Raw genomic sequence first — 13,396 nt, 5'->3', positions numbered from 1 at the left:
TCTGTTTGCAAAGAAAGGCTGGGACAATCGTTCCAACCTTTAGTTCTATCTCTTATTTGTCTTCGTCAAAGATATTTCCAATCTCAACATCGATGGATTGGTTCTTAACATCAATATTGGTAACCTTCAAGAGTGACTTGTAATCGAACTGCTTTTCACGTTCTTCTTGGGCATTGTCTGCAAAGACTGCTACACCAGCTAGTTCAGAATCGAACTCACGCAAGAGACTGATCATCCCGTTGACAGTTCCTCCGCCTTTCAAGAAATCATCCACAATCAAGACACGACTGCCTGCCTTGAGACTGCGTTTTGAAAGGAACATTTTCTCAATACGGTCGCCACTTGAACCTGAAACATAGTTGACGCTGACCGTTGAACCTTCGGTAATTTTCAAGTCACGGCGCACAATGACAAATGGAACATTGAGGACGTTGGCAACTGCATTTGCGAGTGGCACACCTTTTGTTGCTACTGTCATAACAGCATCGATTTTTTGGTCCATAAAGCTCTTGGCAATGATGCGCCCAATATTTTTCAAAATGGCAGGTGTACTGAGCAAATCAGATAGGTAGATGTAGCCACCTGGCAAGATACGGTCGCTTTCTGAAAGTTTGTCACGCAAGTCTGCGATCATTTCTTTGGCTTCATGACTCGAGATTGATGGCGTAAAGATAACGCCACCACCTGCTCCAGTCACAGTCTGAATATGACCGATTTCGATTTCCTCAAAGGCACGCTTGATAATCACGATGTCCTCTGAAATCGATGATTTAGCAGATTCGTACTTTTCTGCAAAGGTATTGAGACTGGTTAGTTTGTATGGATTATTAATCAAATAGTTGGAAATGACAACCATCCGATCACTTCTTCTTAATTTCATTTTTATTTACCATTCCATTTAATTTTGATATTTTATCCATTATACCACATTCACATAAAAAAACGAACATTATTGCGTAAAAAATGCTCGTTTTTCTTAAATTATTAATCTAAATCTGGTTTATAGAAGGAACGATTGTCCATAGCAAAGATTTTATTGGTCATTTCTCCTTTGTCCACCAAAGCTAGAGCTGTTGACATCATCATCATGCTGGCATCTAGATTGTCAATCATATGGATAATTTCTGCCTCCATAATGCGTGGACGGACTGGACTTCCATACTCCAGTAAGCCATGGTGACTGAGGATGACATGGCGCAGTAGCACCACTTCTTCTCTAGTATCATCGATGCCTAGTTCCATGACAGTCTTGGTAATTTCGCTATCAATCAGAGCGATATGACCAAGAAGATTGCCTCGCACTGTGTACTCCGTCTGGTCTGGTCCCGTCAACTCAATAACCTTGGCCAAGTCGTGCAACATAATCCCGGCATAGAGGAGGCTCTTATTGAGCTGAGGATAGATATCGCTAATGGCATCTGCCAAGCGCACCATGGTTGCCGTGTGAAAAGCCAAACCCGTTTCAAAGGCATGGTGGTTGGTCTTGGCAGCTGGATAGGAGTAGAATTCCTTATCATATTTGGTGTAGAGACTGCGAACGATACGTTGCCAGACAGGATTTTCAATCTTGAAAATCATTTGCGACATGTAGTCACGAATTTCCTTGATATCGACTGGTGACTTGACCTTGAAGTCAGCTGGATCATTGGGTTCGCCAGGCTGAGGCAAGCGGAGAGTAATTTGATTGACTTGAGGAGTGTTGTTATAAACTTCTCGACGTCCCTGCATGTGGACTACTTTCCCTGCGGTAAAGGCCTCAACGTTATGAGGTTGGGCATCCCAGAGTTTCCCTTCAATCTCGCCACTATCGTCTTGGAAGGTAAAGGCTAGGTAGTTTTTCCCAGCTCGTGTCTGTCTCAGGTCAGCTGACTTAATCAGGTAAAAACCTTCAAACAGCTCATCTTTTTTCATGTGACTAATCTTCATATTCTTCCTCATCTTCTTGGAAATGGAGTAAATCAAGCGCAGGCTCACTTTCTGATAACTCAATGTGACGGAGCGTCCGCTCGATAGCTGTAGTACGACGGTTTAATAATTCATCAATATTGCCAGAGGCATGTTGGAGATGCTTTTGTGCCTTGACCAGAATGCCTCCGAACTTGCCAAACTCGGTCTTGACGCTGGCAAGAGTCTTGCTGATATGGTCGGCACTCTTTTGGATATTGAGAGTCTTGAAGCCAACTGATAGAGAGTTAAGCAGGGCTGATAGGGTACTTGGACCAGCGACAATAATCTGCTCCTCCCGTCTCAAATCATCAAAGAAGACCGGATTGCGGACGATTTCTGAATAAAGACCTTCTGTCGGAACAAACAAGACTCCAAAATTGGTCGTCCGAGGTGGCGCTATGTACTTGCTCTTGATATCCTTGGCAAAGCGCTTGACGCTTGCTAGGAGTGACTTGCGACAGCGTTCGATCTCGTCCTTATCGCCTGCTTCATAGGCTTCTTCCAAGCGGTAGTAATCCGCCAGTGGAAACTTAGAGTCAATTGGTAGATAGACGTATTCCTGGTCGCCTTGGCCAGGTAACTTGATGGCGTACTCTACTCGCTCGCTAGAGTTTTCAACAGTTGCGAATTCTCGTTCGTACTGGGCTGGTGTCATGATGTCTTCGATGATTTGCCCCAGTTGCAATTCGCCCAGAATTCCTCGCGTCTTGGTTCCAGAGAGAACCTTGTTAAGAGCTCCGACATCACGGGCAACTGTCTGCATTTCTCCCAAACCTCGATTGACAGACTCCAGTTGCTTGGAAACTGTCTCGAAGGAAGCCTGCAAGCGCGTCTGCAAGGTCTTTTCTAACTTTTCCTCGACAGTTTGACGCATTTGTTCCAAACGTTGCTCATTGGACTCCTGCAGGGCTTGAAGGCGTTGGTCGGTCTTATCTCTGGTTTGAAGGAGATTATCTGTCATTTCTTGACGGACTTGAGTCAAGCCTTGGTGCAATTCGATTCGCACTTCCTGCAAACGGTCGCTGACAGCCACTTCCAAGTCTTTTTGATCCAGCTGACTGGCTTGCCTAGCTTGTTCAAAGCGATAATCCAGTTGGTCTGAAAGATTGTCTGCCTGATCCTCCAAGCTCTTGGCTAGGTACTTGTCTTGCTTATCCTGCCTTTGCCAAATGAGAAAGAGCCCAGCTAGGTTGGCAATTAATAATAATAATAATAGTAATACAGTCTCCATCCTACCTCCTGTCCTTGCTATGCAAGACAACCACATAGCTATCAGGGCAAGTCACCGAAACTTCCCTATCTATATATTCGTTAGAAGCGTACACTTTTTTAAAGAAAAAATTCTCCTCTGTCAATTCGTACTTGGCACCAAGAATAGTCAGCTGGCTATCCCGAACAGGCATAAAGGCTAGATAATCGTAGTCTGAACGGGGCTCTAGCTGACTGGTTCCTTCTGGACAATAGGCAATCACATTTTGCCCATCCTCAATCGCTATCTGGCGCATATAGGGGGCCAACTTGGGATTGCTAGGCAGGAAGACATTAGCCAGCATATGATCAATACGACCACCCAAAGCCCCAAAAATAGTCACCTGAGCCTGAGAATGTTGCTCAAAGATGGTTAAGAGAGCCAATTCCAGATCTGTATCATCTTTTTCTGGCTGGGCTTGAACAAAATGTTGGGCACGTTTTTGAATCATCTGACGTTCGTCTGCAGTCACCGAATCAAAATCTCCAACTGCTAGAGTGAGAGGAAGGTCTTCTTCCAAGACCCAGAGCGAGCCTCGATCCACACCGACAAAGCAATCAAAATCCGTCCGATAATGACCGCGATCTCCGCCGGCAAAAACGGCAACCCTAGTCCAATTGTTTTCTGAGAGTTTGCACTCGTTCATTGACATCTCCCTTAAAGACATAAGACCCTGCTACAAAAACGGTTGCTCCAGCTTCTTTGGCCTGAGCAATGGTCTGGTCATCAATACCACCATCGACTTCGATCTCAAAGTTCAAACCTTTTTCCTCACGAAGGGCAACCAACTCACGAACCTTGTCCATGGTTTCAGGCAGAAAGGCTTGACCGCCAAATCCAGGGTTCACTGTCATGACTAAGACTTGGTCAACTAGGTGAAGGACGTGCTTGATCGCCTCGACAGGTGTCCCAGGATTGATAACAACCGAAGGTTTAACACCGAGAGAGCGAATTTTTTGGAGGGCGCCATGGATATGAGGCGTTGCTTCTACATGGATACTGATGATATCCGCTCCTGCACGCGCAAAGTCTTCTAGATGATGCTCTGGATTAGCTACCATCAAGTGGCAGTCAAAGACCATCTTGCTATGAGGACGAAGAGCTTCGACCACACCTGCACCAAAACTGATTTGCGGTACAAAGTGACCATCCATAATATCGATATGGGCATATTCTGCACCAGTTGCTTCTAGGCGTCTGATTTCACGTTCAAAGTTGGCATAATCTGCTGCCAGAATTGACGGAGCAATCTTGTATTGAGACATAGGTTTCTCCTTATTTTGGAATTTTTTTACTGACTTTTTTATAGGTTTCTCTGCGATTTTCAATCTCACTGAGAAATTGCAGGTAGTTATCAAAACGGAAGGATGCAATGATTCCTTCTTCAACAGCCGGCTTAACCGCACAGGACGGCTCATGGGTATGGGTACAAGTACGGAACTTGCAGTCTCGACTAACACTGGCAATCTCTGGAAAGGCCTGATTGAGGTCTTCAGCCGTTGACACTTCATAATCCAGTGATGAAAAGCCTGGTGTGTCCGCGATTTTACCCCCATTGAGGTTGTAAAAACTAACAGCTCGAGTAGTATGGCGACCACGACCTAGACTGTCTGAAATTTCTCCTGTTTCAAGATTGAGGTCCGGTGCGATTTTATTGAGGAGGGTTGATTTTCCAACACCTGTCTGTCCCATAAAGACCGTCACTTTTCCTGTCAACAAAGGCAAAAGTTCTTCTTTACTAGTCACAAAGTCGTAACCAATGGCACCGTAAGTCTGCTGGTAAAAATCCAGTTCTCCTCTATCTTCCAGCAAGTCCATTTTGGAAATATAGACGATGGGATGGATTCCCTTGTGTTCCAAAAGAACCAAGAAACGATCCAACAAGTTGCTGTTGAAGTCAGGTTCCTTGGCGGACATGATCACCACGGCTTGGTCAATATTGACAATAGGAGGACGGACGAGACTGTTTTTCCGTTCGTGAATCTTGAGAATATAACCTTCTGAATTTTCCTCCGCAGAAAAGTCTACCCAATCCCCAACATAGGGCGTGTGGCCTTTTTTACGAAAATTCCCACGCGCGCGTGTTTGATAGACCTGGTCCTCACTCTCCACATAGTAGAATCCTGCCAAGGCTTTAATGATTTGTCCCTGCATCTTAGAGTCCTTGTCCTTTGAGCGCATCTGAAAGGCTAGCAAATTCTTCCAAGCTAAGTGCTTCTCCACGCACAGATGGTGACAAACCTGCTTGGTCCAAAGCCTTGGTCAGCTTATCCTTGACTTCATCAGTTTTGCCAAAGTAGCCTGTTAAGTTGTTCCATAAGGTCTTGCGACGATGGGCGAAACTAGCCTTGGAAACCTTAAAGAAGAAGTTCTCATCTTTCACTGCTACAGCAGGCTCTGGACGACGCACCATTTTTAAAATGGCTGAGTCCACGTTTGGGGCTGGCACAAAGACCGTACGAGGCACGATGAAGGCAACCTTAGCAGTCATATAATATTGCACCGCAATCGACAAACTACCGTAAGCCTTAGTATTTGGCTGTGCGGAGATACGGTCCGCCACTTCTTTTTGCATCATGACGACAAACTCGCTAAAAGGAATGCCACTCTCGATCAAGTGCATGAGAATAGGCGTCGTAATGTAGTAAGGCAAGTTGGCTACTACTTTAATCGGCAATTCAGGATTTTTGAAATTCTGGATATGTTGCGCCAAATCGACCTTAAGAATGTCCTCATTGACTACAGTAACATTGTCAAAATCACGTAAAGTATCTGCTAGGATTGGTACTAAACGGTGGTCAATCTCAAAGGCCATGACTTGAGCCGCACGCTCAGCCAAAAACTCCGTCAAAGCACCAATACCTGGCCCGATTTCGATAACATTAACCTGGTCATCAATTTCAGCCGTATCCACGATTTTTTGAAGGATATTGGTATCCGTCAAGAAATTTTGCCCGAAGGACTTTTTAAAGGTAAAGCCGTGACGCTCCAGCACTGCCTTAGTCACGCTATAATCTGCAATTCTCATCTATTCTCTTTTCTATTTGTTAGCTAAAAACAATCTATAAACCCAAACAATTACCAACACCAAGAGAAACCAAAATCTCAAAGGAATATGGTACTCGTCATCTTTAGATTCGGCACCGGTCTCATCGAACACTTGCTCATCTTCTTTGCGTGGTGCTTGTTTATTCTCTTGGCCTTGCGCTTGATCGTCTTCTTGATATTGCTCTTGTTTTTGATTCTCTTCTTGACCTTGTGCTTGTTTTTCTTCTTGGTCTTGTTCTTGATTATTTTCTTGGTCTTGTTCTTGATTATCTTCTTGGTCTTGTTCTTGATTATCTTTTGGGCCTTGCATTTTCTTCAACTCATCTTGGTATGCAACCGAGTCTAGAATATTATCTTCTGGCAATAATTTTGAGGCATAATAATCAGGAAATCCCATAGCAGACCAAATTACGTTCTTTTCTGTTAAAGAAAAATCCAATTCTTGGGGTTGATTTTCCTGAATGGCTCGGATATTTTTTATAAGCTTACGCGAAGCTGTAGTCAATCCATCCATATCAGCAACTTCTAAAACATCAAATCCTAGCATGTCACCTGCTTTGACATTTGCAAGAATATAGCGAACAAAATCATCATATAGTTGCAAGGTCTGAGGAGCGTTCTTTTCTAAAAAGGAGCGGTTTTGGGTGGCCTTTTTCTGAAATTTTTCAATAGGAAGTAAGATATTAAATTTTTTCCATAGAATATTAGGCATTCGCACATCTTTTTCATCCCAAAATAATTGCCAAAAATAAGGAATGGTGTAAACTCCCTCTGTTAAAATACGTACGTCTTTCCCGTTTTTTAAATAAATATAGCTTCTATTTGCCATATCGTTTCCTTTCACCATTTTTATGAAGGCTTTGTCTTCCGTCAAAGTCACTCCAAACAGGGCCAACTGTTTAGATTGCCTCTTGTTGTCAAAAAATCAATGCATATTGTTCTAATTTTCATTCATTATCTTTTAAGAAAATCATTTATTCTCTTTTCTAATAGGAACGGCGATATATCCAAACAAATTCGTTTCCTCTAGAAGTCTGATGAATCAGGTCTTTTAAATAGATATTGGGATTCGTCAGTTCTTTTGTTTCTGTATGATAGCTTGTTATTGTCTGCCCACCATGTCGGAGAAGCCACTCTGTATCCAATCTAGGCAAATATCTGTCCTTTTGAAGAAAATCACAAAATTCCTCTACTGTTATGTCCTCAGGAACTTCAAGTTCTACCTTGTGAGGCAGAACATCATCACCCATACAGATAGACTCTCTATCAACGATTATTTTCATCCCTTGATCAACCTTTAGCTCTTCCTTCTAGTTCCTCACTGAACTGTTGCATTTCTTTAAACGCTTTGTCACTGACATAAACACCCGCTTTATAATACTCAGTCTGGTTAATGGCATAGTCAAAGATTTCAATCATGCCTCCAGCGTTTTCAATCATAGCGCTCCAATTTTCATCGAAAACCATTCGCAAACGTTTCCAATCCGTAAAAACTGAAACCGAATTTCGTCCATTTTTTCCTTCTCTAGTCGGAAGATTAAATGTAGCAGATTCTTCTAAAACATGAGCATTACTTTCCTGACTAGGTTCAGGAAATCCTGATGATGCATTTATAGGAAGAAGGAATTTAGCTTTTGGCATTGCCATTGAAAAGAACTTATAATAGAGTTTATAAATTAATTCTTCCTCTTCTGTAGTCGGTCTATCCATCTGTCCCATCAAAAGCATCCATCTCACAATATCAGGGTTCATAACAGGAACTTGTATCTCTGGCAAGCCTGAAAAATCTGGTTTTTGAACTAAAATAGAAGAACTTATACTAACTTCTTTGGTATTAAAGAATGCTCCTAAAGCACCATTCAAGTAAAAGGCTGTTCCAAGAAAATTCTCAATTCCTTTTTTATCTTCCGTATTTTCAATCCGTTTTACCACTTTTAATTGGTTTTCAATTGTTTCCTTATACTGATGATACCAACGAGGGGTAAATAGCATAATCATCGGGTCAGTGCATAGATAGCCTTCGTCACCTCTATCATATGTAGTTGAGAAAAGATAAGGTTCCCCAGTATTTTCTGAATAAACTGCATAAATCGAATCTGCTTCTAGCAACTTGTCCTTGACAATTTCTGCTAGACGCTCTGACTTACGAGTATTTTCTTGATTGCTCTCTTCACTTTTTGGTTTTTGACGACAATCCCATAAAAAAGCCTGTAAAATTTCGATACTATCATCAAGACTAAGGTTCTGATAGTCCTCATCGCTTACTTTACCTTCTTGAATAGTCACAAAAGCTCGATAGAGAGCATAAGCATAGCTAGATAAACGCTTTTTTTCATCTACACCAGGACTATAGAGCACACTTCCCTTTTTTAACTTAGCTAGAGAGGGAAGCATATCGATTTCTAGATAAACTAACTCCTCATCGCTAAGGGAATTCACATCTTTGTTTTGGCAAGTAAGTTTTTTTACAACTACAGTTTCAAGAGTATCCATACCTTGATCAGGATTGCAAAACTGAAGACGATCACCAACTGTCAAACTCCCTTCCAAAGTCGCAGCAATCAGTAATTCCCTCTTTTCTTTCATTGGAAAGAACCCCAAAACTCCTAGACAAGCATCTCCTTTGGTTTCTTCTGTTGTCTTCTGTGCTTCTGTCTTTTTAAAAAAATCAAAAATTCCCATTGCTTTTCCTCATTAATTTCACCCAAGTGCTGATTTTATCAATTATCTTTTTTTATCAGGCATGGTATTGAGCATAGTTGAAGCATATGCTATTACCTCTATTGTAACACATTCCCCTTATATTTTCGGGTTATCTGGTTATTGTTATCACTTTTCAGGACTCTCCAAACAGATTTCGATATCTAAATTTCTTTCCACTATTGAAGTAAGCTTAAAATTTATTTTTCTAATTCTTTATAGATTGTCTCTTGAAAAGGTCAGTTGTTCAAGTAAGGAATAGAGTTCTGCTTGCTCCGCTTCTTCATAAGCAAATCTATTTGCTTTTACTTCCCTACATTTCTCGTCATACAAAAACCCGTCATATCCATCTTCTGTAGATAAGGCTGTATAGACTTTGGCCATTTCTTCCGGGCTAATTGAAAATCTTGACTTGATTTTATACAAATTTTTCATAAAAGTGCTGAGGTGATCATAGCGACGCATATCAACTTTGACATTGGTCACACGGATTGCCTGAACCTTGACACCTTTCCAATGTTTCCGCATATAATGCGACAGCATCAACAAGGCCAGTTTATTCTGATAATAGGTCTTGGCAGGACTATAATGTTTTTGACCAGCTAAATTTTCAAAATCAAGCTTCATGAAGGGATAAAGCATCAGCCCTTGGGAAGAAATATTAATAATCCGACCACTTTTTGACTTTTCCAACAAACCCTTCAACAAGATAGAAAGCAAGAAAGGGGCGACAACATTGGTCGCAAATTGTTTTTCCAATCCGTCTTTGCTAAGAATCGGCTTTTTGACTGACAAATCAAAATCAGCCGCATTGTTAATTAAAACATCTAAAGCCTCTTCTTTTTGGATATACTGTTCTACCGCTTCCTTGACACTTTTCATCTCAGATAAATCAACCAAGATATAATCTACATGCGGATTTCCTGTTTGTTGACGGATTTTCTTACAGGCTTGCTCAGCAGCTTCTTTCCGTCGGCAAAATAGAGTCACTGACCAGTCCTTTTCAGCTAATTGTTTTGCAGCCTGATAGCCAATACCACTATTGCCACCCGTAATAATCACTTTTTTCATTTCTGACTCCGTTAGTCTGAATACTTAGCCATCACTTCTTCCACTTCTGCCAAGGTTACCCCAAATAACTCTAAGCGCTTGAGGAGTTGCTTGCCGTTGGAATAGCCGATGCGAAGCTGTTCGCCTAGATACTCTCGGCGTCTACGGCTGTCTGCTCCCGCTAGGAAACCTAGGCGAATCAAGTCACCACGACTGATGTCAAACTCGTTCTTGTTTTCAAATTGCTCTGTCACCTGAGCCAGCGCTGCTTTTAGGTCTTCATAGCTGGCGTGTTCGATTCCCAGAGAACGTCCCTTGGACTTGGATTTGGGAACAGCCTCATCTCGCTTGAGAAAGGCATGCTGCACAGTTGGAATGGCCGTCATAATCATGCGACGAATGCGTTCCCCATTAAAATCTGGATCTGTAAAGACAATGACTCCATGCAGTTCATGCAGGCGCTGAATGCGTTCTATATCCTGGTCATTAATGGCAGAACCTCGTGTTTCATAGGTCTCCACATCAAAGTAACGTTTAAGATTGGCTGTATCATCCCGTCCTTCGACTACGATGACTTGGGAAATTTTTTCTTTCATCACTTGCTGTCCAATCCAAAGATACGCTCTGCATTTGCAGTTGTTACTGCGGCTAACTCCTCAGTAGTCATCCCGCGCAAGTCGGCGATAAAGTCCACCACGTATCGTGTGTAGGCTGTTTTGTTTTCACGGCCACGTTTAGGAACAGGAGCTAGGTAAGGGGCATCTGTCTCAACAAGGATTTTATCCAAAGGAAGTTCCCTAGCAGCTTCTTGGATATCCGTTACTTTCTTAAAAGTCACCACTCCTGAGAAAGAAATAGTCATACCAAGCTCAACAAACTTCTCAGCCCACTCCAAAGAACCTGAGAATGAGTGCATAATTCCACCACGAGGACCAACGCCCTCGCTCTTGATAATCTCATAAGTATCTTCTAGCGCATCACGGGTATGGACCACAAAGGGCAAATTCAAGTCCTTAGATAGCTGAATCTGACGACGAAAAATCTGCTCCTGCACTTCCTTAGGTGCTGTCATCCAATGGTAGTCCAGTCCAATCTCACCTAAAGCAACAACCTTGGGATGTTTTAGTTTTTCAAGCAAGTAAGCTTCAACCTCGTCTGTGTAAGTCCCTGCTTCCGTTGGATGCCAGCCAATAGTTGCGTAGAGTTGCTCATACTCATCTGTCAATTCTAGGGCTCGCTCAATGGTCGGTGTATCAAAACCAACAATATTCATCTGTGTCACACCCATCTCAGCAGCCAAGGCGATTTCTTCTGCCTCACGTCCTGCAAATTCTTCTACATTTAAATGTGTGTGCGTATCAAAAATCATCTCTTCTAACCTCATTTTCTTCCATCTATTATACCAAAAATAGCATCCCTCGGCTTGTAAAAATATTCTAATACCGATCATTCTCCCTTGACTGCATTTTTTCAAAGCAGTATAATAACACTTATTGAAATTTTCATCAAAGGAAAAGAAAATGTTTAGAAAATTAAAATATACCTTTATCGGTCGACCACTCAAGTCCCTCACAGATGGTGAAGGGGGATTACTTGGAAAAATGCAGGCACTTGCAATGTTATCCAGTGATGCCCTGTCTTCTATTGCCTATGGACCTGAACAAGTCATTCTCGTTCTAGTTAGCCTCTCTCCTCTCGCTATTTGGTGGAGCCTCCCTATCGGTATTTTTGTCCTCTTACTGCTCGCTAGTTTGACCATTTCCTATCGTCAAATCATTCACGCCTATCCTCAAGGTGGTGGGGCTTATATGGTCACTCAGGAAAATCTCTCCCCTGAACTAGGCTTGATTGCAGGGGGCAGCCTCCTTGTTGACTATATGCTGACAGTAGCCGTATCCGTTGCGTCTGGAGCTGATGCTATTACTGCAGCCATCCCTGCCCTCCATCCCTATAATCTTCATATCTCTATTTTCCTAGTCTGTCTGCTCATGCTCTTGAATTTAAGAGGATTGAAAGAATCTGCCAGCTCTCTGATGATTCCCGTCTACCTCTTTATCTTCAGTACCGTCTTTCTCTTGCTTTATGGGTTCTTTCAACTATTTACAGGTTCCCTAAACTATCAGGCGACTTCAACCATTGGGCAAACCGTTCCGAGTCTTTCCATCGTTCTCCTATTGAGAGCCTTTACCAGTGGCTCTGCCTCTCTGACAGGGGTTGAGGCTATTTCAAATGCGGTACCATTTTTCAAAACTCCGAAAGAAAAGAATGCTGCTCAAACCTTGACCATCATGTCCTTGATTTTAGGTTTTCTTTTTGCAGGCATTACCTTCCTAAACTACTGGATGGGCATCACACCTCAAAATGGAGAAACTATCCTCTCGCAAATGGCCAAGGGCATTCTTGGTGATTCATTCTTTGGTCATGCTAGCTACTATCTCTTCCAGTTCTCAACAGCCTTGATTCTAGCTGTAGCTGCAAATACTGGCTTTTCAGCCTTCCCTATGCTGGCCTACAATATGGCTAAAAACAAGTACATGCCCCATCTTTTTATGGAAAAAGGGGATCGCCTTGGCTACTCCAACGGTATCTTAACTCTGGCCTTTGGGGCTATGATTCTTCTTCTCATTTTTAATGGGAATACTGAACGACTTATTCCCCTTTATACAATCGGTGTCTTCGTTCCCTTCGCCCTATCTCAGACTGGGATGATTCGCCATTGGAAAAAGGAAAAAGGAGCAAACTTCTTAAAACCTGCCTTTGCTAATATCCTAGGAGCCATCATTTGTTATGCTATTGTCCTCATTTTACTCCTCTTCAGACTGGGTGATATCTGGCCATTCTTCCCAATTATCCTAGTTCTAACTTTCCTCTTTTTATCCATTCACAGCCATTACCAAAAAGTGGCAAAACAACTACGACTCTACGAAGGAATTGAAAAGCGCACTTATGACGGCAATCTTGTCCTTGTTCTAGTAGGAAATGTCACTCGAGTAAGTGTCGGAGCCATTAACTACGCTCAAAGTATCGGTGACGAAGTGTTAGCCATGCACATTTCTACTAAAGAAACGGCAGAAAAAGACCAAGAAATCCTCCAGGAATTTGCCGATTACTTCCCAAATATCACTCTGAAGAATATCAATACCAGCTACCGCGACATCATCACCCCTAGCGTCAAGTATGTCAAACGAATCGCCCAAGAAGCTAAACAAAAAAACTACACCGTTACAGTCCTTGTCCCACAGTTTATCCCTAACAAGCCTTGGCAAAATATCCTGCACAATCAAATGAGCCTCAAACTAAAATACGCTCTCAGATGGCATGAAGACGTCGTTATCGCTAGCTACTCTTATCACTTAAAAGAATAAACAAAAACTCAAAATCAGTAACTTATATCTGGTTTTG

14 protein-coding genes are annotated in these 13,396 nt (G+C 42.3%); 1 reads left to right on the top strand and 13 read right to left on the bottom strand.

All coding sequences use genetic code 11. The annotated features are described in order from the left end of the window. Window positions 1–52: 52 nt before the first annotated feature. The 13 genes from purR to Q4443_RS08690 form a co-directional block, all read right to left on the bottom strand. On the bottom strand, window positions 53–880 hold the full coding sequence (purR, locus tag Q4443_RS08750; protein ID WP_002874197.1) for a pur operon repressor: 828 nt from the start codon (window positions 878–880) through the stop codon (window positions 53–55). 104 nt (window positions 881–984) lie between these two features. After that, complete coding sequence (locus tag Q4443_RS08745) at window positions 985–1,926, bottom strand: 3'-5' exoribonuclease YhaM family protein (RefSeq protein ID WP_049519762.1); 942 nt, start codon at window positions 1,924–1,926, stop codon at window positions 985–987. Then, window positions 1,916–3,178 (bottom strand): DNA recombination protein RmuC, encoded by a 1,263-nt coding sequence (gene rmuC / locus Q4443_RS08740; protein ID WP_049519764.1) that lies wholly within the window; start codon window positions 3,176–3,178, stop codon window positions 1,916–1,918. The genes Q4443_RS08745 and rmuC overlap by 11 nt, the downstream gene beginning before the upstream one ends. A gap of 1 nt (window position 3,179) precedes the next feature. Further along, window positions 3,180–3,842 carry a thiamine diphosphokinase gene (locus Q4443_RS08735; protein WP_049519765.1) on the bottom strand — a complete coding sequence of 221 codons (663 nt, stop codon included), beginning with the start codon at window positions 3,840–3,842 and terminating at the stop codon, window positions 3,180–3,182. Continuing rightward, window positions 3,805–4,461 (bottom strand): ribulose-phosphate 3-epimerase, encoded by a 657-nt coding sequence (gene rpe / locus Q4443_RS08730; RefSeq protein WP_049519767.1) that lies wholly within the window; start codon window positions 4,459–4,461, stop codon window positions 3,805–3,807. The genes Q4443_RS08735 and rpe overlap by 38 nt, the downstream gene beginning before the upstream one ends. A 10-nt stretch (window positions 4,462–4,471) precedes the next feature. Beyond that, window positions 4,472–5,350: a ribosome small subunit-dependent GTPase A gene (gene rsgA, locus Q4443_RS08725; RefSeq protein WP_049519793.1), complete on the bottom strand. Its 879-nt coding sequence runs from the start codon at window positions 5,348–5,350 to the stop codon at window positions 4,472–4,474. A gap of 1 nt (window position 5,351) precedes the next feature. Beyond that, window positions 5,352–6,224: a 16S rRNA (adenine(1518)-N(6)/adenine(1519)-N(6))-dimethyltransferase RsmA gene (rsmA, locus tag Q4443_RS08720; RefSeq protein ID WP_049519769.1), complete on the bottom strand. Its 873-nt coding sequence runs from the start codon at window positions 6,222–6,224 to the stop codon at window positions 5,352–5,354. Between the two features lie 12 nt (window positions 6,225–6,236). Beyond that, on the bottom strand, window positions 6,237–7,073 hold the full coding sequence (locus tag Q4443_RS08715; RefSeq protein WP_049519795.1) for a dimethyladenosine transferase: 837 nt from the start codon (window positions 7,071–7,073) through the stop codon (window positions 6,237–6,239). Window positions 7,074–7,230: 157 nt separating this feature from the next. Then, the gene (locus tag Q4443_RS08710) at window positions 7,231–7,527 is read right to left on the bottom strand and encodes a hypothetical protein (RefSeq protein ID WP_049500571.1); all 297 of its coding nucleotides are present in this window, start codon (window positions 7,525–7,527) and stop codon (window positions 7,231–7,233) included. 7 nt (window positions 7,528–7,534) lie between these two features. Next, window positions 7,535–8,926, bottom strand: a complete 1,392-nt coding sequence (locus Q4443_RS08705) for an SseB family protein (RefSeq protein ID WP_049500572.1) — start codon at window positions 8,924–8,926, stop codon at window positions 7,535–7,537. A gap of 234 nt (window positions 8,927–9,160) precedes the next feature. Beyond that, a complete protein-coding gene (locus Q4443_RS08700) occupies window positions 9,161–10,015 on the bottom strand; it encodes an SDR family NAD(P)-dependent oxidoreductase (protein ID WP_049519770.1) in 855 nt (284 codons plus the stop codon). Window positions 10,016–10,026: 11 nt separating this feature from the next. After that, complete coding sequence (rnmV, locus tag Q4443_RS08695; RefSeq protein WP_049519771.1) at window positions 10,027–10,590, bottom strand: ribonuclease M5; 564 nt, start codon at window positions 10,588–10,590, stop codon at window positions 10,027–10,029. Continuing rightward, window positions 10,590–11,363, bottom strand: a complete 774-nt coding sequence (locus tag Q4443_RS08690) for a TatD family hydrolase (protein ID WP_049519773.1) — start codon at window positions 11,361–11,363, stop codon at window positions 10,590–10,592. The genes rnmV and Q4443_RS08690 overlap by 1 nt, the downstream gene beginning before the upstream one ends. 151 nt (window positions 11,364–11,514) lie before the next feature. Here Q4443_RS08690 and Q4443_RS08685 point away from each other — a divergent pair, with 151 nt between their 5' ends. Further along, a complete protein-coding gene (locus tag Q4443_RS08685; RefSeq protein WP_049519775.1) occupies window positions 11,515–13,359 on the top strand; it encodes an APC family permease in 1,845 nt (614 codons plus the stop codon). Window positions 13,360–13,396 lie beyond the last annotated feature (37 nt).

Origin of the sequence: Streptococcus sp. GP0011, assembly GCF_030546305.1 — a bacterium.
In the GTDB taxonomy this organism is placed as follows: domain Bacteria; phylum Bacillota; class Bacilli; order Lactobacillales; family Streptococcaceae; genus Streptococcus.
Note: the sequence above shows the minus strand (reverse complement) of the source record. Positions and strands in the feature narration are given on the sequence as shown.

Coding starts and splice junctions, on each gene's coding strand:
- purR (WP_002874197.1), bottom strand. CDS start 880: ATGAAATTAAGAAGAAGTGATCGGATGGTTGTCATTTCCAACTATTTG.
- Q4443_RS08745 (WP_049519762.1), bottom strand. CDS start 1,926: ATGAAGATTAGTCACATGAAAAAAGATGAGCTGTTTGAAGGTTTTTAC.
- rmuC (WP_049519764.1), bottom strand. CDS start 3,178: ATGGAGACTGTATTACTATTATTATTATTATTAATTGCCAACCTAGCT.
- Q4443_RS08735 (WP_049519765.1), bottom strand. CDS start 3,842: ATGAACGAGTGCAAACTCTCAGAAAACAATTGGACTAGGGTTGCCGTT.
- rpe (WP_049519767.1), bottom strand. CDS start 4,461: ATGTCTCAATACAAGATTGCTCCGTCAATTCTGGCAGCAGATTATGCC.
- rsgA (WP_049519793.1), bottom strand. CDS start 5,350: ATGCAGGGACAAATCATTAAAGCCTTGGCAGGATTCTACTATGTGGAG.
- rsmA (WP_049519769.1), bottom strand. CDS start 6,224: ATGAGAATTGCAGATTATAGCGTGACTAAGGCAGTGCTGGAGCGTCAC.
- Q4443_RS08715 (WP_049519795.1), bottom strand. CDS start 7,073: ATGGCAAATAGAAGCTATATTTATTTAAAAAACGGGAAAGACGTACGT.
- Q4443_RS08710 (WP_049500571.1), bottom strand. CDS start 7,527: ATGAAAATAATCGTTGATAGAGAGTCTATCTGTATGGGTGATGATGTT.
- Q4443_RS08705 (WP_049500572.1), bottom strand. CDS start 8,926: ATGGGAATTTTTGATTTTTTTAAAAAGACAGAAGCACAGAAGACAACA.
- Q4443_RS08700 (WP_049519770.1), bottom strand. CDS start 10,015: ATGAAAAAAGTGATTATTACGGGTGGCAATAGTGGTATTGGCTATCAG.
- rnmV (WP_049519771.1), bottom strand. CDS start 10,590: ATGAAAGAAAAAATTTCCCAAGTCATCGTAGTCGAAGGACGGGATGAT.
- Q4443_RS08690 (WP_049519773.1), bottom strand. CDS start 11,363: ATGATTTTTGATACGCACACACATTTAAATGTAGAAGAATTTGCAGGA.
- Q4443_RS08685 (WP_049519775.1), top strand. CDS start 11,515: ATGTTTAGAAAATTAAAATATACCTTTATCGGTCGACCACTCAAGTCC.